This is a genomic window from Pseudovibrio sp. JE062 (assembly GCF_000156235.1).
In the GTDB taxonomy this organism is placed as follows: Bacteria; Pseudomonadota; Alphaproteobacteria; order Rhizobiales; family Stappiaceae; genus Pseudovibrio.
The window spans coordinates 111703-132109 of sequence record NZ_DS996808.1; the positions used below are offsets into that span (position 1 = coordinate 111703).

Genomic DNA, 20407 nt, shown 5'->3' on the forward strand with positions numbered 1-20407 from the left:
TAAATATTCGCTCGATAGAGGGGGATTAGTGAAACACTATCTCATGGCGTAAGTGATATCCCGCACTTAGGAAATATAGTGCGCCAAGAGGTCTGATATGGCTGGTTCTGATACCCCTTCCGGTTCAAATGAAGCTACTGGTACTCCGAAACAATCTGGTGATGTTGATGTATGGGCGACTGAAATGCTCAAGGTCTGCAGCATCGACCCTTCTGAGGCTGGTGTTGAAGCTGTCCAACCGATTGAGACACCAACTTCTCCCCGCGATCTGAGAGATATTTCTCTGAATGCAATCAAGCAAGCCTTCAAAGATTTTGGTGCTATCACTGACAAGGCCCATCTTATTGTCGACCGTGAAGAGCTCAAAGTTTTCGAGAAGTTTGAGCAAGAGGCCAACGATTCTCTGCTGGACGCAGAACAGCTGTTTGACGGCAAGGATTATACTAAGATTGATTATACTGGGATTGATGACAGTCTTCAAAACGCTCACCGCAATATGGATGGGATGCGCGCAGCGCTTGAGCGCGGATCTTCAACTGCAAACAGAATAGATGGTTACGTGCAGGAAGTCAGCGATCTGCTCAAAGAAGCTGGTACCTATTACAAACAGCGTAATCAGATTCCGTATGAAGAGCAGCTTTCTGACCTTTTGAGCTATCAGACCATGGTCGAGACGTTTGGGCAGGAGGCCAAACTGTTTCTCTCTGAAAACCGTATTGCTGATGCCAAGACAGCCATCGAGCAGATGAAGACTGCAATTGGCAATATGCCCAAGTGCTTTGAAAAGCCGAAGAACGCCAAAAATGCGAAGAAAGCAAGCGCAGATGACGTCGAGTACGGTCTGGTTTCAAGAAATGCGCGCGCTATCCCGGATGATGATGCGTTTGGGGATGTATTTGAAGAAGAAATTGCACTTGCAGAGCGAACGGATGTGATTTTTGCTCTGAACCAGAAGGTGGAAGCAGACCATAAGCAGGATCAGTCTGGCTGGTCAAAGAAATCTGTGGCCGAGTTTGCAGATGCTTATCAGTTGGCCAGGAATGCCTTGGATGGCGCCCAGGAAATGGCAACGTCAGATCTCTGGCTTGATTCAGATGTCAAAAAAGCCCTGCCGAAGATTGATAGTCTGATTGAAACTGCGCGAACCATGCACATGCGCATGAAGAAAGCTGGTTTGGCAGCGCAAGGACTTAATACGGCTGAAGCTGATGAAGTCATTGCGGCAGATAAAGAATCCCAAGGCGATGTCTTCGAAAACCGCCTTGCCAGACTGACGAGTGATCTTGATAGCCTGAGGACTGCCCTCAACACGAGCAATGCAAACTGGCGACCGATTTGTCAGGATGTGAATGGGGCAGAGTTTGATGCAATTTATCAGGCCTCACTTGGGCACTATGAAAACGGAGTGGCTTGTGCACAGGAGGATAGAGACGATAAAGAGGCTCAATGTGAGCAGCTTCAGCAACTTGTCTCCCAGGTCAAGTCTGGCTTGACGCAGATGCAGCAGCTTTTTGCAAAAGCTCAGGAAACCCGCAAAACAGACATTTCTGAGATCAATGCCAGAGCAAAGGAATCTACTGAAAAGCTGCAGAGTCTGGTCAAGCGCCGGTCTGAGATTGAAGCGTGGAATGTGGACCTTAGCGCTTTTGATCAGACGGGCACATCAGCGGCAAAAGCATTGCAAGCTCTCAATGTTGCCGTAAAAGACAAAAGCGCGATCAGGGGAGCTGGTGGGTTAAGTGCGCTCAACAGCCATATTGCTGATCTGCAGGAAGCTTTTGATGCAGCTGCAATCGAGGTTGAACGCGTCGGCGCAGATATGAAGTTCCGCTTCAAGAATATCAAAAGTGTGTTTGCTACTCTGGCAGCGCGTAAAGAAGAGCTGAAAAAGAAACCGAAGGAGTTTGCTGAGTTCTACAAGGCAAACAACGAAGCCTTTACGTTGATCACGCAGGATCAGGCGGTGTTGTCCAATCAGGATAAAAAGGCTGCTGATGATCTGTTGGCGGGTGTTGAAGTTGCACTCGGAAAAATGCGCAACTTGCTTGGTATGCCCGATGCCGGAGAAGGTGGCGTTCAAAATGATGCTTCAGGCCGTAGAGAAGAGCTGCTGCAGGCTGTGAGAGACAGATTTAGCCAGTTGAAGCAACTTGAAAAATGGGCCAATGAAAACCCAGAGGTGGAAGGCCTCTGTGGAGATTTCGATGATACATATGCCGATGCTCAGGAGCATTCAGAGGTCTTCAACGTCGGCTTGATCGAGCTAGGCAATATGGATCCTAAAGTGGTCGAAAATGCCTTACGCGCCATTGATAGAGATCTGGATGATATGGACACGATCTTCCAGGCAGCCAAAGAGAAGATGGAGCAGCTCAAAGGCGCTGATGCTGTTGCAGACGAGCTCACTGAGAAGTCAGACCTTCTGGAACGCATCAGAGCTTACAATCCTGAGATCACCAAGTATCAGGACAAAACTGGCCAGTTTTTGGATTTGGGTGAGAAGAACTTCTTCAAAGGCACAATTGCCAACCTCAAAGAATGCCTGCTGACGGCCTCTGACTTCTATTACAAGGATGAGGATGCAAAAGGTGAAGCTGAGCTGGATAAGGTTGAGGTCTACTTTGAGAGCCTTGATGAGTCCCTTAAACAAGCTGCTTCGACCCGGAGAGAAGTGAAAGAGTTCGAACATATCGTTGATATGGCGAAACAGTCACTGGCTGATCTGGAAGCTAAAGACGAGAACCTTAAAACCCGGCCACAGCGTAACACATTTGTGTTGAACAGCGCAGAGGTGAAAAAGCTGATAGGTGAGGTTGGAAAGCATATCGGTCAAGAGGATATCAAGCCGATCCGAGACATCATTCCGCAACTGCAGGCAGCAGTTCAGAAGATGGAAGAGGACTTCCCGAAATCCCGAAGTGAAAAGGTAAAGGCTGCTCTAGGCAAGAAGAGCAAAGGCACCTTCGAAGATGAGCTGGCCGCCATGCAACAGCGGCAGGCGGAGGCTGAAGCGGAAAAAGCAGCTGAAGCCGAACGCCGTGCTAATTCTGATGAGCATTTGAGCGAAGAAGAAAAGCAAGCCAAGGCTATCAAAAAAGAAATCTTCGATATGGAGCAGATTGTCTATAAGGCCTGTGAGCTTATGGTTGGCCTGGACAAGAAGTTTGAAGCAGCACAAGAGGTCCTGAAAAAGAAGCAGAAAGCTGCAAAGAGCTCGAAGGAAAAACAGAAGCTTAAGAATGAGCATGAGCCTCTTACGCTGTACTACAACAACAGAGAAGCCTTTAAGGCACTTATCGTTGAGATCGGCGAGTTGCATCGTGCTCAAAAAATCGACGAAGCTTGGGCCCTTATTCCTAAGATCAAAGCTGCTGCTTTGAAGATGGAAGATGAGTATCCAAAAACCAGATCCGAAAAAGCAAAAGCCGCACTCGGCAAAAAGAAGAAAAAAGACTTCTTCGGCGATGACATCGAGCCCAAGGGCGGCAAGAAGAAGTAACGTAACTTCTCCACCAAGAGGCGTAGCTGTCTACGCCTCTTCCATCCCCTCTACAATCATAATATCGGCAAAGGCTGCGTGGGCTCTGTGGGATTTGGCTTGTTGGTATTCGGGGGAGTGGTAGCAGGCGAGGGCTTGGGTCATGCTGTCGAACTCGATGACCACGTTGCGGGGATGGGCGGTGCCTTCTAGGTGTTCGGTTTTACCGCCGCGGGCGAGGAAGCGGGCGCCGTATTTTTGGAAGGCGGCAGGGGCTGCTTTCGTATAGTCGGCATAAGCCTCAGCGTCAGTCACTGTGACATGGGCAATCCAATAGGCTTTTGGCATTTATTTTTCGCTCTTGCTCAGCTCGGCAGTCAGAAGGGTTCTTGCGATGTTAGCTGCTTCTGTCAGGTGCACCTTGATGGCTGCGGCGGCTGCATCAGCATCGTTGGAATCGATCGCAGAGTAGATTTTTTCCATCCGCTTGTACCCGGCTTCATGACGGTCACGGGTTCCCAATGTCATTGCACGTAAGCGGCTGATGCGACCGTTGAGTCGCTGAACAACTTCCCATGCCACGTTCTGTCCGCTGATCTCGAAAATGCATTGATAGAACAGAGTTGTTGCCTCAAACAGATCATTGGTCTCGCCGCTGCTGTACGCAGATTTGAGCTGGCCGAGGGCTTTGCCGAGTTTTTTCTTATCCCCATCTTTGGCCAGTTCTGCGCATTTCTGTGCGGCGCTGGTCTCCAGAAGCATGCGGATTTCATAGATCTGCTGCGCGTTTTCCCAATCCAGTTTTGCGACGATTGGGCCTTTGTTTGGCAGGATTTCCACCAGCCCCTCAGCTTCGAGATAACGGATGGTTTCCCTTACAACTGAGCGACTTACGCCTAGCTGGTCGCACAAAGGGCGTTCCACCAGACGGTCCCCAGACTGGAAGTGCCCGGCAATGATAGCGGCCCGCATTTTCTCAAGGGCCATATCGCGAAGCGTCATTGTAGGACGCTCAATCTTCAAAGGATTATTTGCAGTCTCGATCATGGTCGCAATCTAGCCCGCGTTTACTTCATTCGCAAGAAGGTATTGACATTCGGTATTATGGTATACCATCTTATCACCATCGATTTTGTGAGTGGAATGAACGGAAGATCAAATGCCGGCAGAAATACGCAAGACGCTTCTTCATGTGGAAGACACGCTGATTGAGGGTGGCAAAAAAGCAGAGGTACCTTTGCGGATGATTGCTGCTGTGGCTGTCATCAAGAACCCATGGGCCGGACAGGGCTTTGTTGAGGATCTTCGCCCGGGCATCCATGATGTTGCGCCGGATGTTGGCAAACTGCTGACAGACATGATCATCAACTTTGCCGGCTCGGGTGAAGCGGTTGAAGGATACGGCAAAGCGGCTGTTGTTGGTGTGAACGGTGAAGTGGAGCACGCTTCTGCGCTCATTCACACACTGCAGTTTGGCAACTTCTACCGTGAAGCGGTTGGCGCAAAAACCTATCTGGCGTTCTGTAACACTCGCGCTGGTGCCAACGCGCCGATCATGATCCCGCTGATGGACAAGAACGATGGTGGACGTCGGTCTCACTACCTGACCATTCAGCTGGCGATTCCGGATGCTCCGGCCCCGGATGAGATCGTGATTGCACTGGGCGCTTCTTTGGCAGGCCGTCCGCACCACCGGATTGGTGATCGTTATCAGGACCTTAAGGAGCTGGGACATGACGTTGACAACCCTGCAGCTGTCACATCCTAAAGGCACCGTCTGCTACCGCGAAGTAGGCGAAGGCGAGCCGCTCGTGCTGGTGCACGGCGTTGGCATGCAGGACGCCTCCTGGGGTCCGCAAGTCGAGTTCTTCGCCAAAACGCATCGCGTGATTGCTGTGAATATGCCAGGGCACGGAGGAAGCACTGCGCTTCCTCAAGGCTCTCAGCTGGAGGACTACGTAGAGTGGCTTCATGCTGTGATCAGTGCATTGGGATTTGAGCAGGTGAATCTTGCAGGCCATTCCATGGGCGCGTTGATCAGCGGTGGTTATGCAGCAACGCATCCAGAACGCGTAAAACGCGTTGCTTTGTTGAACGGCGTTTACCGCAGAACACCTGAAGCCCGCAGTGCTGTGCAGGCGCGGGCTAAGGAGATTGCTCAGGGCAATATCAATATCGACGGTCCGCTGAGCCGCTGGTTCGGGAACAGCGATGTTGAGTTGAATGCCAAGGAGCAGGTCGGCAACTGGCTGCGGGAGGTAGATCCGGTTGGATATGCGATCACTTACAATGCGTTTGCACATGGTGATGCAACCTATGCAGACAAATGGGAAGAGATCCGGTGTCCCGCTCTTTTGCTGACAGGCGATGGTGATCCGAACTCGACCAAGGAAATGGCCGTGGATATGGCGCAGGCTGCTCAGGACGGCATTGTCTGCATCATTGAAGGCCACCGTCACATGGTCAACCTGACGGCACCGGAACAAGTCAACGCCGCGATGGCGAGCTGGTTGAAACAACCAATAAGAACAAACGGATAGAAAGGGAGATCTACCCGATGACAGCCATGGACCCACGGAGTTTGAGGAATGCGTTTGGGACATTCCTGACCGGCGTTACGGTAGTGACAGCCCATGGAGCAGATGGTGAACCGCTTGGCTTTACCGCGAACTCCTTCTCAAGTGTTTCTCTGGACCCACCCTTGCTGCTGGTGTGTCTTGCAAAGAGTTCCAGCAATTATGATGCGCTGACAAATGCATCCGGTTTCGCCGTCAATATTCTGGCTGAGACCCAGAAGGATGTGTCCAACACTTTCGCAAGCCGCGTTGAAGACCGCTTTGCGACCGTGGACTGGAAGGTTGGCCCAAATGGTGCACCAGTCATCTCCGATGTGGCAGCGTGGTTCGATTGCTCCATGCACAATGTGGTTGATGCGGGTGATCATGCGATCCTGATTGGTGAAGTTAAAGCGTTTGATACCGGCGTTGCTAATGGTCTGGGCTATGCCCGTGGCGCCTACTTTACGGCGACACAGGAAGTCAGCTCCATTCAGGTGGACAGCGAGACCATCATCAGCGCGCTTTTGGAACGAGACGGCAAACTGCTGTTTCTTGAAGATGATGCTGGGCAACTACGTTTGCCAAGTCGCACGGCCAGCAAAGGCACCCCTACAAAAGAACTTGCTGCGCTCTTGGAAGAAGCCGGGATTCCTTCTTCCGTTGGTTTTATCTACTCCGTTTATGAGGACGAGAGCGCAAATGCCCAGCATCTGGCCTTTCACTGCAGCGCTGGCGAGGGAGACAGCAAAGTCGGGAGCTTCCTGTCGCTGACGGATGACGTGCTGGCACGGGTGAAAGATTCAGCAACGCAAACAATGCTCACCCGATTTGCGAGAGAGGCGCAAAAGGGCAACTTCGGCATTTATTTTGGAAATCAGGAAAGCGGCGAAGTGCGCAAAATCGCACTGGGAGAGTAAGCCATGAAATTTTCACTATTCATCCATCTGGAACGTATTTCAGCAGACGAAAGTCAGCAAAAACTCTATGACGAGTTTCTGCAGCTCTGTGAGATCGCTGACAAAGGCGGCATGCATGCGATCTGGACTGGTGAACACCATGGCATGAACTTCACCATTGCGCCTAACCCTTTCATCAATCTTGTAGACTTGGCACGGCGGACTGAAAATGTACGTCTTGGAACTGGAACAGTCATCGCGCCCTTCTGGCATCCAATCAAGCTGGCTGGCGAAGCTGCTATGGCGGACATCATTATGGACGGCCGTCTTGAGCTGGGTATCGCTCGTGGTGCTTACAGCTTCGAATATGAGCGGATGATGCCAGGTCTTGATGCATGGGAAGCTGGTCAGCGCATGCGTGAGCTGGTGCCTGCGGTCAAGAAGCTCTGGGAAGGCGACTACACCCATGAAGGTGAGTATTGGCAGTTCCCGAAAACCACCTCTGCGCCGCAGCCGATGCAGCAGCCACACCCACCAATCTGGGTGGCGGCCCGTGATCCAAACTCCCATGACTTTGCAGTTGCAAACGGCTGTAACGTTCAGGTGACTCCGCTTTGGAACGGTGATGACGAAGTTGAAAGCCTCATGGAGCGCTTCAACGATGCTTGTGAGAAGAGCCCATCCGTTCCACGTCCAAAGATCATGCTGCTGCGCCACACGTATGTTGGCGGAGATGATGCGGATGTTCAGCAGGGTGCTGAAGAGATCAACCGTTTCTACAACTACTTCGGTGCATGGTTCAAAAACGAGCGTCCAATCACACAGGGTCTCATTGAGCCGCTGAGTGACGAAGATATTGCGAACCATCCGTTCTACAGCGCAGAGCAGATGCGTACCAACAACGTGATTGGCACCTCTGAGAAGGTTATCGAGCGCCTCAAGCACTACGAAGACCTTGGCTATGACGAGTACTCATTCTGGATTGATAGCGGCATGTCGTTTGAGCGTAAGAAAGCGTCTCTTGAACGCTTCATCAACGACGTAATGCCTGCTTTCCAAAAGGATGCATGATGAAACGCTTCCAGCACTATATCGATGGTCGTTTTGAAGAGGGTTCAGCACAGTTTCAAAGTCTGGACCCGGCAACCGGTCAGCCTTGGGCAGAAATGCCTGAGGCGCGGACAGAGGACGTCAACCGGGCGGTTGCTGCCGCTGAACGGGCTTTCTTTGATCCAAGCTGGAGCGGCCTGACCGCAACACAGCGCGGTAAGCTGCTCTACAAACTGGCAGATCTGGTTGAAGCCAACGCACCAAAGCTGGCTCAGCTGGAAACGCAGGATACCGGCAAGATCATCCGCGAAACCTCTGCGCAAGTGGCGTATGTGGCGGACTACTATCGGTATTATGCTGGTCTGGCAGACAAGATTGAAGGCGCTCACCTTCCTATCGACAAGCAGGATATGGAAGTCTGGCTGCGCCGTGAGCCTGTAGGTGTTGTGGCAGCGATTGTTCCATGGAACAACCAGCTCTTCCTGTCTGCGGTTAAGATTGGCCCGGCGCTCGCTGCTGGCTGTACACTGATTGTGAAAGCATCGGAAGAAGGCCCGGCACCGCTTCTTGAGTTTGCCAAACTGATTGAAGAAGCTGGCTTCCCGAAAGGCGTGGTCAACATCATCACCGGCTTTGGTCCAGAATGCGGTCAGGTGCTCACATCGCACCCATCCGTTGCCCATGTTGCCTTCACAGGTGGCCCTGAAACTGCCAAGCATATCGTCCGCAATTCCGCAGAAAACCTCGCCAGCACTTCGCTGGAACTGGGCGGTAAATCTCCGTTCATCGTGTTTGAAGATGCTGACATCGACAGTGCGGTCAATGCGCAGATCTCCGGCATCTTTGCAGCAACCGGGCAAAGCTGCGTTGCTGGCTCTCGTCTGATTATCGCAAAGAGCATCAAAGACGAGTTCCTGGCACGCTTGAAGGCGAAAGCTGAAGCCGTTGTCATCGGCCATCCGCAGGATATGGCGACTGAGGTTGGACCTCTATGTAGTCAGCGTCAGCGCGATCACATCAACGCGGTGATCAAAGCTTCCGTGGATGCTGGTGCCAAACTGCTGACAGGCGGTGCAGATTGTGAGCGAGACGGGTTCTATTTCCCGCCAACCATTCTGGATTGCTCAGAAGTGCCAGATGCCCCTTGCGTGACAACTGAATTGTTTGGCCCGGTGCTTTCTGTCCTCACCTTTGAGACAGAGGCTGAAGCTCTGCAGATGGCTAATGACACGAAGTTTGGCCTTGCATCAGGCATCTTCACGAAAAGCCTGACCCGCGCCCACCGCATGGTGAAAGGCATTCGCTCAGGCATCGTTTGGGTCAACACTTATCGCGCTGTTTCGCCAGTTGCTCCGTTTGGGGGGCAAGGCCTCTCCGGCCATGGCCGTGAAGGCGGACTGCAGGCGGCGCTGGATTACACGACAGTCAAAACAGTCTGGCTGCGCACGTCAGACGATCCGATCCCGGATCCATTCGTGATGCGCTGAGACAAAGGAGAACCCCATCCATAACCCCAGTTAATGGGGCTGTAGATAAGCCGGAGTGGAACCCGGCACGGGCAACATGCCCGAACATAGCCAGGGAGGGAACGATGGCTACCGATAACAAGCAGGCTCAGGGAGAACTGAGTGTTGCTGAAACCGGTCTCTTTAAGGGGCTTCACAACGGAATGTCGATTGCGGCCAAGGCAATGGTCGCAGCATTCGTTGTGTTTACAATTCTGAACGTTGATTATGCTGGCCAGCTGTATGGGGCGGTACGCAGCTGGGTAGAGACAGCGCTGAGCTGGTACTACATCTCTTCAGTCATGATCATCTTCTTCATCTGTATCGGCCTGATGGTCAGCCGCTTTGGCTCCATTCGTCTGGGCGATGATGATGCACGTCCGGAATTCAGCAATTTCGCATGGTTTGCAATGCTGTTTTCCGCAAGTGTATCTATCGGCATCATGTTCTTTGGTGTTGCAGAACCGCTGTTCTACTTCGATAACTCCGCAGGCTGGGGCTACCCGAACAACCCGTTCGCGGATATGGCTGGCCATACCGAGATGAACATGGACCGTGCAGTGGATGCTGTGCGCGTAACCAACTTCCATTGGGGTCTGCATGGCTGGGCCATCTACACCATCACTGGTCTTTGCCTTGCGTACTTCTCATTCCGCAAAAAACTGCCGCTGACGTTCCGCAGTGCTCTTTATCCGATCCTCGGTGAGCGCATCTACGGTCCTGCTGGCCATGCTGTTGATCTGCTGGCAGTTTTCGGCACAGTTTTCGGCATCGCGACCTCCATGGGCCTTGGCGTAAACCAGATGGCGGCCGGTCTGAACGTGCTGTTTGGAATTGATCCGGGTACGCTTACGCAGATTGGGCTGGTGATTGGTATCTCCATCATCGCAACGCTCTCTGCTGTTTCCGGTATTGGCAAAGGCATCCGTATCCTGTCTGAGTGGAACATCGCTCTAACGCTGATTTTGATCCTGTTCTTTGCACTCGCTGGTCCATCTCAGTGGCTTGCAAGCTTCTTCCTGACATCCGTTGGCGATTACATGTCTCACTTCCTGTCCATGGGTTTCTGGACTGCAAGCGAGCCGGGCGATGTGAAGTGGCAGGGTGGCTGGACCATGTTCTACTGGGGCTGGTGGCTGTCTTGGGCTCCATTTGTGGGCATGTTCATCGCACGCATCAGCCGTGGCCGTACCATCCGTGAGTTCATGTTCGGTGCAATGTTGGTCCCAACTGTGATGGCCTTCCTTTGGATTACCATCTTCGGCGGCAACGCACTCTTCATCGAGATGAATGCTCCGGGCGGTGTAGGCACTGCAGGTCTGATCGACACCGTAAACAGCTGGAACCTTGGCGGCGCGCTCTATGGCACCATTGAGCAGATGACCTCCAACGGCACAATCAGCTGGCTGATCGCGGCGCTGACCACCTTCTTGCTGGCCACATGGTTCATCACGTCCTCTGACTCCGGCACTTTGGTGATCACCACCATCCTGTCCATGGGTAACGCACATCCACCAAAACAGCACCGCGTCATCTGGGGTGTTGCTCAGGGTGTTGTCGCTGCGGCCTTGCTTGTTGCCGGTGGTCTGTCTGCCTTGCAAACAGCGGCAATCGCAGCAGCTCTGCCGATCAGTGCACTGGTTGTGTTGATGGCATGGGGCATCGTGAAGTCCCTGATGCAGGACCCAAGTGCGATCGCAGATGAGCAGAAAAAGCTACCACCAGATGGCACAACGCTTGATCGGGAACTACGAGCCTGACCCGATTTAACGGAAATTGAACAGTATGGGGGCCAAATCTTCTGGTCCCCATTCTTTTACGGCGTGATGAAAACCAGCGTGATTACAAGGAAAGACAAAAGGTGTCACCATGGACCTGAAGCTCAACAACCCCAACCTGCTGCAATCCGGTGCTTATATTGATGGCGGCTTTGTTTCGCGCCAGAAGACGTTCGCGGTCAACAACCCTTCAACGGGAGAGCTGATTGCCAACGTAGCCGATTGCTCTCGCGAGGATGTTGTTGATGCCATCAACGCGGCGAAAGTTGCCCAAAAAGCATGGGGCAAGCGCACCGGCAAAGAGCGCTCCCAGATCCTGCGCCGCTGGTTTGATCTTCTCATCGAAAATGCGGATGATCTCGCTGCTATCCTGACTGCAGAGATGGGCAAGCCATTGGCGGAGTCTAAAGGCGAGATCCTTTATGGTGCCAGCTTCATCGAGTGGTTCTCAGAGGAAGCCAAACGCGTTTACGGCGATACCATTCCGGGTCATCAGGAAGACAAGCGCATCATGGTGATCAAACAACCCGTTGGCGTTGTTGGTGCGATCACCCCGTGGAACTTCCCGAATGCCATGATCACCCGCAAAGCCGCGCCAGCTCTGGCTGCTGGCTGTGCCATGATTGTGAAGCCTGCTGACGAAACTCCGCTCTCAGCTCTTGCCCTCGCACTGTTAGCCGAACAGGCAGGCATTCCGAAAGGTGTGCTGAGCATCCTGCCATCAACCGATGCGGTTGCTGTTGGCGAAGAGTTGTGCAGCAACGAGATTGTTCAGAAAATCAGTTTCACCGGCTCCACCAATGTGGGCCGTATCCTCATGCGTCAGAGCGCTGATCAGATCAAAAAGCTCTCACTGGAGCTTGGCGGCAACGCCCCGTTTATCGTGTTCAACGATGCGGATCTGGATAAGGCCGTTGAAGGCGCACTGATCTCCAAATTCCGCAATGCCGGCCAGACCTGCGTCTGCTCCAACCGCATTTACGTGCAGGATGGTGTCTATGAGGCTTTTGCCAAAAAACTGGCAGAAGCCGTGTGCAATATGAAAGTTGGCGATGGCTTCGAGCCGGGCGTCACCATTGGCCCGCTCATCACAGATGCAGCCGTCGAAAAGGTGGAATCCCACATCCGCAACGCGCTTGAAAATGGCGCAAAGGTCGTTTGTGGCGGCGGTCGCAGCGACAAGGGCGGCACTTTCTTCCAGCCGACCGTTTTGTCAGACGTCACCAGCAAAATGGAAGTGGCGAGAGAAGAAACCTTCGGCCCCCTAGCACCACTGTTCCGCTTTAAAGAAGTTGATGAAGCCATTGAAGCGGCCAACAACACCGAGTTCGGTCTGGCCTCTTATTTCTACAGCAATGATCTGTCTACAGTCTACAAAGTGGCAGAAGAGCTGGAGTACGGCATGGTGGGTGTGAACACCGGCCTGATCTCGACGGAAGTGGCTCCATTTGGCGGCGTCAAGCAATCCGGCCTTGGCCGTGAAGGTTCCAAGTACGGCATCGAAGATTACGTCGAAATCAAATATATCTGCATCAGCGTTTAAGAGAGAAATTGTACATGTCTGACCGGTTTGAAAAAGGCCTTGAGCAACGCAAGGCCACCCTTGGCGCTGATTATGTGGAAGCCAATCTGGCAAAAGCGGACGACTTCAACCGTCCGTTTCAGGAAGCCATGACCGAATGGTGCTGGGGCTTTGGCTGGGGAGATGACGCCATCGACGCCCCAACCCGCAGCCTCATGAACCTGGCCATGATCGGTGCTCTGGGAAAAATGCACGAATGGGAACTTCACTGCAAAGGAGCTCTACGCAACGGCGTCACCAAAGAGCAAATCCGCGCCGCCTGCCACATCGTAGCCATCTACGCCGGCGTCCCCGCCGGAGTAGACTGCTTCCGCAGTGCAAGGAAGGTACTGGAGGAAGCTGGGGAGTTGTGAGCCTTTAGTTGAGAGTGACTGAAGCGCATTCCGCTATTTAGACTTATGCTTACGCTCTGCGTTCATTTCCGTACGCAGAGCGTAGTTCTCATTCTAGACACTGGTCATTGGGTTATGAGAAGGTTCAGCAAGACAAACTGCTTGTGAGGACCATACCGTGCTGCTGAATACGCCGATTTGTGATTTTGGTTGGAAAGCTCCCGACTTCACGCTTAAAGATGCTGATGGGCAGGGTTTTACGATGTCGGAGCACATAGGTGAGAATGGTCTACTGATCGCATTTATCTGCAATCATTGCCCTTATGTTCAGGCGATTGGTGACCGACTGGCGGCAGACACCAAGCTTTTGATGTCAGAGGGCTTTAGCGTGCTGGCTATCATGTCCAATGACTACAGATCAGTTCCGGCAGATTCTCCTGCAAAAATGAAAGAATTTGCGGAGCTCTATGGATTTGAGTTTCCGTACCTGATCGATGAAGATCAATCCATCGGCAAGACGTATGGTGCTGTATGCACGCCTGACTTCTTTGGTTTGAACAACAAAGGCGAACTCCAGTATCGCGGCCGTCTGGATGATGCAGGGTTTAATGACCCCACAGGACGAACACCCGAATTGCTCAACGCAATGCGTTTGATTGCTGAAACTGGCTCCGGACCTAAGGACCAAGTGCCGAGCATGGGCTGTTCAATTAAGTGGATTAATTAGTTCCATAATGTTGATTTTGCGTTTAGTGGCCTGAAAATGCTTTCAGCTACACAGCTTGCTTAACTCTTCCCCTACCCAAAACAAAAGAAGCCTGCGCGGGGCGCAGGCTTCTTGTTCAGCGGTGTTATTATTGTTTTTAGCTGACTGCGATACCTGGGAAGATGATCAGCAGGGCTACGGCGACGATCTGGATCATGATGAAAGGCAGCAGGGCCTTGAAGATCTCGCCGAGGCTTATGTCGGGTGGGGCCACGCTCTTTAGGTAGAAAGCGGCGGGACCGAATGGTGGTGACAGGAAGCTCACTTGCATGTTCATGGCGAACACAACACCAAACCAGATTGGATCGTAGCCAAGCTGTGAGACGATTGGCACGAAGATCGGCATGGTGAGCAGTGCGATGCCAACCCAATCCAGGAACATGCCGAGCACGAACAGGATCAGCATCATGAACAGGATCACGATGGTTGGATCATCAGAGATGCCTGTGATCAGTGCCTGAACGAAGCGAATGCCGCCCATCAGGTTGAACACGCCGACCAGTGCGGATGCACCAACACCAATCCATACGATCATACCGACGGTAGACAGTGTCTGCTTCGCTGCGCCCATGATGAGCTTCACGGTGAACTCGCGGCGGATGATGGTGGAAATAGTTACGCCGAGCACACCAATCGCAGAGGCTTCCGTCACGCTGGCGATGCCGCCATAGATGGAGCCGAGCACGAAGACTACAACGAGGATTGGCAGGAACAAGCCCTTCAGAAGGCGGATCTTCTCGGAAAGTGGGATCTCCCCCGCTTCTGGAATAGGTGCGACTTCAGGGTTGGAGTAGGCGCGGATCAGAATATAGGCCGCATACATAGCCGCCAGCATCAGACCCGGGAAGAACGCTGCGGTGAACAGATCGCCAATGGAAACACTGGCCGTCAGGCCATAGATGATCAGCACGATGGATGGTGGGATCATGGTTCCCAGTGCACCACCTGCGCAGCATACGCCAATGGCGAGTTTGCGATCATAACCAAGGCGTAGCATCTGAGGCAGGGCGATCACGCCGAGGAGAACCACCTCACCGCCGATGATGCCGGACATGGCGGCCAGAACAACAGCCACAAGAAGTGTCTGGATGGCGATACCACCGCGCAGGCGCCCACCCACAAGGCGCATGGCGTCAAACAGGTCCCTGGCGATGCCCGAGCGATCAAGGATCGCGGCCATGAGCACGAACATGGGAACTGAGACGAAAACAAAGGAGTTCACAAAGCTGAAGATGCGGCTGACGATGAGCGGCACCGCGCCGGGGCCGAACCAGCCCAATGCGAAGATGAGAGCAACCAGCAGTGTGACGAACGCAAGAGGCATGCCCGTCAGCAGCAGGAGAAGCAATGAGCCGAACATCAGAAGCGTAGCCACCTCGATGCCCAGAGCTTTAAAATCCGGGATCAGGAAGAGTAAATCGGTCATTTTTTCTTAGCGTAGTTGACGGCCAGAATTGCAAATTGCAGGCACATAAGAATGAGGATGCCAAGCAGGAACAGCTTCAGCAGACCTGGTGTTGGCGGGTTCCATGCCGAACCGGAGGTCTCCAGACGAAAGTCGCCGGAAGGTGTCCAGATTGCGCGCTTCACAACGAGCCAACCTGCCCAGGAGAACAAGGCACTGGCGAGCGCACAGGCAACGGAAATGGCAACGTTGAAAACGCGCCGCATTTCGGGAGAAAGTGCATCATAGATGAGAACCACACGGATGTGCTTGTTCGTAGATGCGCAGTAAAGACCACCAAACAGGAATGTTGTCGCCGTCAAAAAGATAACGGTTTCATGGGCCCAGGTGGTCGGTGAGTTAAACAGATATCGCATTGCGACTTCAACAATCAGAATTGCAGCAGACAATACGATTGTGAGTGAAAACAGCGTGCCGAATTTTGCTATTATGCTCCCGAACAGACCTGCTTCAGGTATGGCCTTTTGGCCTTTGTCCTTGTCTTCTTGATCTGACATTCACCTTGCCTCCCCCGCTAGGTACCGAACCGTCGGGGAATTTGACGGTCCGGTATGTTTCACGCGATTAAAATCGGCTTACTCAGCAAGCAGACCTTGCTCTTTCAGGTAAGCAGACAGTACCGCGTAAACGCGTTTTGCGTTCTCAGATTTTTCAGCAACTTTTTCCCACTGAGAGCGTGCGATTGTACGGAACTTAGCACGTTCTTCTGCAGACCAGTTGTGAACGGTGATGTTTGGATCTGCAATAGCTTCTGCCACTGCAACAGCGTCACGCATGGAAAGCTGAGCGGTGATGTCACGTGCGTAGTCACGAACGGACATTTCCAGGATTGCCTGAATGTCAGCTGGCATTGTGTCCCATGTTGCTTTGTTCATGGAAACTTCAACCAGTGGCATGGAGTGGAAGCCTGGGTACACTGGGTGGCCAGCTACGCCGTGCATGCCCTGCTGGTGGTTGGTGGAGAACACAGTGTAGTCAGCTGCGTCGATCACGCCTTTATCAAGAGCGGTGAATACTTCAGAACCAGGCAGGTTCACAGGTGCTGCGCCAGCTGCGGCAAATACGTTCTGAACCAGACCTTCAGGTGCGCGCATTTTCAGACCTTTCAGGTCTTCAACGCCGTTCAGTGGAACTTTGGAAATGAAAGCTTCAAGACCTGGGGTTGTTGCACCGATGAACTGAAGACCATATGGGTTCAGCAGTTCGTTCATCAGCTGCTTACCGCCACCGTACTCCATGAAGTTCAGCATTTCGGAAGGAGAGCCGTAAGCACCAACTGGGTTAGCGATCAGACCGAAAGCAGCGTCTTTACCGGTGAAGTAAGAGGTGTCGGTGATGTGACCGTCGATGATGCCTGCAGCAACAGCGTCCTGAGTTTCAGTGTGCTGAACGATGGTGCCTACTGGCAGCATTTCGATGTTCACACGGTCATTGGTGAGAACGCCTACACGCTTTGCCCAAGCCTGCTGCAGTTCAAAGTTTGGGTTACCAGCTGGGTCAGAAGACTGGAAACGCAGCGAAAAATCTGCTGCAAGTGCCGTGGTTGCGGTGGATGCTGCAATCACTGCTGCAGCTGCAAATTTCAAAAGTTTCATACTCACAGTACCTCCCTGAAGAGTATTCAGTATATTGGTGACCTCAGGCCACAGTTTCCGGCATGATTTGGCGCAAAATTTGATTGATGATTTCAGTTTTGGCGCCACTCACATCGATGTTTATGTGCAGCTCGTCAGATGACGGGGGCTGCAGGATTTCCAGTTGGCTGTCGAGCAGCTCAAGCGGCATGAAATGATCCTGCCGATTCACCATTCTTTCGCGAATGAGATCTTTTGATCCTGAAAGGAAGATAAAACAGGCATGAGGCACGTAGCTGCGGATGATATCGCGGTACGACCGCTTGAGAGCGGAGCATGCAACAACAACAGCAGGTGTTGCCTCTTGCTTGGACAGGTCAACAATCGCTTGTGAAAGATCGTTCAGCCAAGGCCGGCGCATTTCATCCGTTAACGGATGCCCCCGGCCCATTGCTTCAATATTGTCTTCAGGATGAAAATCATCGGCCTCGACATAGGTCGCCGGTAAACACGTAGCCAAAGCGCGTGCCACTGAAGTTTTTCCGACGCCACAAACACCCATGACGACAAATACTGATTTTTTATAGTCTTCCACGGCCCTAGTTTTCCTCCTAAGAGAATTTGATCATAAATGATTGCGCAATCATTTTGCAAGGGGTATCTGAAATATCTAAAAAGGCGCTCAGGAATAGGGAGTATTTTTTGATGCCAAAACCGACGCTTGTAGATGTTGGACGAGAAGCTGGAGTTAGCGCAATCACAGTTTCCCGCGCTCTTCGCTCACCGGAAAAGGTGTCGGAGGCTTTGCGCGCAAAAGTTGAAATTGCTGTGAAAAAACTTGGCTATGTGCCGAACCAATCCGCTTCTACTCTAGCGTCAAATAAGTCCAGTTCCATCGTGGTCATGGTCCCTTCCATCTCGAACAACGTGTTCACAGATGTGCTCGGGGGAATCAGCGACTCATTGTATGGATCGCGCTTCAACATGCAGATCGGTTACACCAACTACGACTCGCTGGAAGAAGAGCGTATCCTGCGTTCATTCCTGAACCCTACTCCCTCAGGTGTGATTATTTCCGGTATCGAGCAAACCCCCGAAACCAAGCAGATGCTTGAAAATGCGGGTGTTCCTGTTGTTCAGATTATGGACATCAGCGAAGACCCAATCGACAAGATCGTTGGGTTCTCTCACGACAAGGCAGCTGAAACAGCAACGCAGCATCTCATCGATTCAGGCTACAAAAACATCGGCTTTATGGGCGCACAGATGGATCCTCGTGCTCAAAAGCGTCTGGCAGGTTTCAAGAAGGCGATCAAAGCCAATGGTGAGCTGCAGGAAAAGAGCATCGCGGTAACCAACAAGCCCTCCAATGTACAACTAGGGGGTACATTGTTCGGCAAGCTGACATCGCAATTTCCAGAGTGTGACGCGGTTTTGTGCAACAACGATGACTTGGCGATTGGTGTTTTGTTTGAGTGTCAGCGTCGTGGGATCAAGGTACCGGAAGAGTTCGGTATCTGTGGCTTTAACGATCTGGGCGTCTCATCAGAAACCGTTCCGAGCGTTACTTCAGTCTCTACGAACCTGCGCGAAATCGGTCGATTGGCAGGTGCGATGGTGATTGGCAAAGAAGATGCGCCGACTGATCCAATTGTTGATCTGAGCTATCATATCTGCGTGCGCGAGAGCACTAGAAGGTCTTAGGCCAGAGCAGTCACTCTGGCCCTTTAATCAGTGGTAGTGTTTGCAGCGAGATGTTTTGCCCAGTCCCGGATTGAAGCTGTTTGTTGGGTCGATTGATTTGTAAAACTCGACCAGATCCGGTTTGGCTTTGTAGATGTGCCCGACATTATGTTCTGCTGGATACTCCGCACCACGGGTGTCCAGAATCTCAAGCATCTCCTGCTTGAGTGCAGCCACGTCAACACCCTTCTTCACGATGTAATCCTGATGAAGCACATGGCACATGAAGTGCCCGTAATAGAGACGGTGGATTAGCTTGTCTTCGATGTGGTCAGGCAGTTGCTCAAACCAGCTGCGATCATCGCGGCGCAGAGCAATATCCAGTGCGAGAATATCTTCAGCAGCATCACCATGAACGGCTTTGTAGCGCACCGCTGCTCCGGCAGCGGCAAAGCGGTGAAGCGCTGCCATCTTGCCTTCGGTGGCGTCACACTCAAAATAGCCCCCTGAGCGAGATGCAAAGAAGTCTTTCAGGAAGCCCCCTGCCTCATCAATCCCTTCATCGCTCATCTTCAAGATGAGATGATGTTCGTAGTCTTGACGATACTGGGTCATGCGCTCTGGCAGCACACTTGGCCAGATTTTTGCCAGCACCTGCATAAAGCGGTCTGTCAGGTTCTTGGGCAGGAAGCTGATCTTGTTCAGATAAGCATCCATTGCACCTTTGAGTGCAAAGAACATAGGCAAGCGATCCGTACCAAGATGATTGATCATCACCACGGTGTCTTTGCCGTACTTCTCTGAGATGTCGTAGGCTTCGCGGTGCATGTACTCCGCGGAAACCGGCAGGTTCTCGAAATGCGAGAGGATATGGCGGCGCAGTTCTGTCAGTTCAGCTGGATCATTTGTGCCGATGTAGAAAGTCTTTTCTGCGCCAGCTTTGGGGAACGTATCCAGACGAACAGCAAACACACCCAGCTTACCTGCACAGCCGCTGGCCTCATAAAGGCGCCGCTTATCTGCGTTGAAGCGGGCCGGGGTTGAGGCATCGACTTCACGAACGCGGCTGTGATACTCGCTATCAGAAGCTTTCTGGTTGGTGTCCTTCACATCTGCGGATGTGTAACTACCGTTTTCCAGATTGGTGAGGATCTCTTCAGCGGAACTGCCAAGCTCTATGCCGAGGTGATTGATCAGCACCAGCTCACCATTTGCGTTGAGCTGCGCAAAAAGAGAAAGCTCGGTGTAAGACGGGCCGCGATTGACCAGTGATCCACCGGAGTTATTGCAGACACCACCGATGATAGACGCACCGATACAGGATGATCCAATGACCGAATGGGCCTGACGACCGAGCGGTTCCAGCAGTTTCTCCAGCTCGAACAAGGTTGAGCCGGGAAAGCTGATGATCTGCTTGCCGTCATCCAGTGGCTGGATCTGGGTCATGCGGTTAGTGTTAATAAGAACCACATCGCGCTCATACACACCCTTCGGTGTCGAGCCTTCGGTAAGTCCGGTGTTGGCTGCCTGCATAATGACGATCTTGTCAGCTGCAACACAGGCTTCCAGAACTTTCCATTGCTCCAGCAATGTGCCGGGGCGGACAACTGCGATGGCCTCCCCTTCTCCAGAGCGGAACCCTTTTCGGAACCGCTCTGTTTTCTTTGGATCGCTGAGAACGTGGCGACTGCCAACGATGCTCTCAAACTGCTTGATCAGTTCTGCGTTGGTCATCACGAC

The 20407-nt window shown here is 52.4% G+C and carries 18 protein-coding genes; 11 read left to right on the forward strand and 7 right to left on the reverse strand.

What is annotated here, in order from left to right; genetic code table 11:
• Window positions 1-97 precede the first annotated feature (97 nt).
• Window positions 98-3499: a hypothetical protein gene (locus PJE062_RS10535; protein ID WP_008549207.1), complete on the forward strand. Its 3402-nt coding sequence runs from the start codon at window positions 98-100 to the stop codon at window positions 3497-3499.
• A gap of 30 nt (window positions 3500-3529) precedes the next feature.
• Here the strand turns inward: PJE062_RS10535 and PJE062_RS10540 are convergent, their stop codons facing one another.
• Entirely contained in the window at window positions 3530-3826 is a 297-nt protein-coding gene (locus tag PJE062_RS10540) for a DUF1330 domain-containing protein (RefSeq protein ID WP_037036618.1), read from the reverse strand.
• Entirely contained in the window at window positions 3827-4525 is a 699-nt protein-coding gene (locus PJE062_RS10545; RefSeq protein ID WP_008549077.1) for a GntR family transcriptional regulator, read from the reverse strand.
• A gap of 112 nt (window positions 4526-4637) precedes the next feature.
• Between PJE062_RS10545 and PJE062_RS10550 the strand changes: the two genes are divergently transcribed.
• From PJE062_RS10550 to PJE062_RS10590, 9 genes are all read left to right on the forward strand, one after another.
• On the forward strand, window positions 4638-5246 hold the full coding sequence (locus PJE062_RS10550) for an amino acid synthesis family protein (protein ID WP_008549345.1): 609 nt from the start codon (window positions 4638-4640) through the stop codon (window positions 5244-5246).
• Window positions 5212-6018: an alpha/beta fold hydrolase gene (locus tag PJE062_RS10555; protein WP_037036620.1), complete on the forward strand. Its 807-nt coding sequence runs from the start codon at window positions 5212-5214 to the stop codon at window positions 6016-6018. Before PJE062_RS10550 ends, PJE062_RS10555 begins: the two co-directional genes overlap by 35 nt.
• A gap of 17 nt (window positions 6019-6035) precedes the next feature.
• Entirely contained in the window at window positions 6036-6953 is a 918-nt protein-coding gene (locus tag PJE062_RS10560) for a flavin reductase family protein (RefSeq protein ID WP_008549113.1), read from the forward strand.
• Between the two features lie 3 nt (window positions 6954-6956).
• Entirely contained in the window at window positions 6957-8003 is a 1047-nt protein-coding gene (locus PJE062_RS10565; protein WP_008549425.1) for an LLM class flavin-dependent oxidoreductase, read from the forward strand.
• A complete protein-coding gene (locus PJE062_RS10570; RefSeq protein WP_008548861.1) occupies window positions 8003-9469 on the forward strand; it encodes an aldehyde dehydrogenase in 1467 nt (488 codons plus the stop codon). Before PJE062_RS10565 ends, PJE062_RS10570 begins: the two co-directional genes overlap by 1 nt.
• Window positions 9470-9573: 104 nt before the next feature.
• Window positions 9574-11247 carry a BCCT family transporter gene (locus PJE062_RS10575; RefSeq protein WP_008548862.1) on the forward strand — a complete coding sequence of 558 codons (1674 nt, stop codon included), beginning with the start codon at window positions 9574-9576 and terminating at the stop codon, window positions 11245-11247.
• Between the two features lie 109 nt (window positions 11248-11356).
• A complete protein-coding gene (locus PJE062_RS10580) occupies window positions 11357-12808 on the forward strand; it encodes an NAD-dependent succinate-semialdehyde dehydrogenase (RefSeq protein WP_008549138.1) in 1452 nt (483 codons plus the stop codon).
• A gap of 14 nt (window positions 12809-12822) precedes the next feature.
• Complete coding sequence (locus PJE062_RS10585; protein WP_008549335.1) at window positions 12823-13200, forward strand: carboxymuconolactone decarboxylase family protein; 378 nt, start codon at window positions 12823-12825, stop codon at window positions 13198-13200.
• Window positions 13201-13357: 157 nt separating this feature from the next.
• On the forward strand, window positions 13358-13906 hold the full coding sequence (locus PJE062_RS10590) for a thioredoxin family protein (RefSeq protein ID WP_008549229.1): 549 nt from the start codon (window positions 13358-13360) through the stop codon (window positions 13904-13906).
• 136 nt (window positions 13907-14042) lie between these two features.
• Here PJE062_RS10590 and PJE062_RS10595 read toward each other — a convergent pair whose 3' ends face one another.
• The 4 genes from PJE062_RS10595 to PJE062_RS10610 form a co-directional block, all read right to left on the reverse strand.
• The gene (locus tag PJE062_RS10595) at window positions 14043-15371 is read right to left on the reverse strand and encodes a TRAP transporter large permease subunit (protein WP_008549446.1); all 1329 of its coding nucleotides are present in this window, start codon (window positions 15369-15371) and stop codon (window positions 14043-14045) included.
• Entirely contained in the window at window positions 15368-15907 is a 540-nt protein-coding gene (locus PJE062_RS10600; protein ID WP_008548877.1) for a TRAP transporter small permease subunit, read from the reverse strand. Before PJE062_RS10600 ends, PJE062_RS10595 begins: the two co-directional genes overlap by 4 nt.
• A gap of 78 nt (window positions 15908-15985) precedes the next feature.
• Complete coding sequence (locus PJE062_RS10605) at window positions 15986-17005, reverse strand: TRAP transporter substrate-binding protein (RefSeq protein ID WP_008549437.1); 1020 nt, start codon at window positions 17003-17005, stop codon at window positions 15986-15988.
• Between the two features lie 43 nt (window positions 17006-17048).
• A complete protein-coding gene (locus PJE062_RS10610; protein ID WP_008549178.1) occupies window positions 17049-17579 on the reverse strand; it encodes a gluconokinase in 531 nt (176 codons plus the stop codon).
• A gap of 110 nt (window positions 17580-17689) precedes the next feature.
• On the opposite strand from PJE062_RS10610, the gene PJE062_RS10615 reads away from it, so the two are divergent.
• A complete protein-coding gene (locus PJE062_RS10615; protein ID WP_008549262.1) occupies window positions 17690-18688 on the forward strand; it encodes a LacI family DNA-binding transcriptional regulator in 999 nt (332 codons plus the stop codon).
• Between the two features lie 27 nt (window positions 18689-18715).
• Here PJE062_RS10615 and dld read toward each other — a convergent pair whose 3' ends face one another.
• Window positions 18716-20401, reverse strand: coding sequence for a D-lactate dehydrogenase (gene dld, locus PJE062_RS10620; RefSeq protein WP_008549333.1), 1686 nt, complete (start codon window positions 20399-20401; stop codon window positions 18716-18718).
• Window positions 20402-20407: the final 6 nt, after the last annotated feature.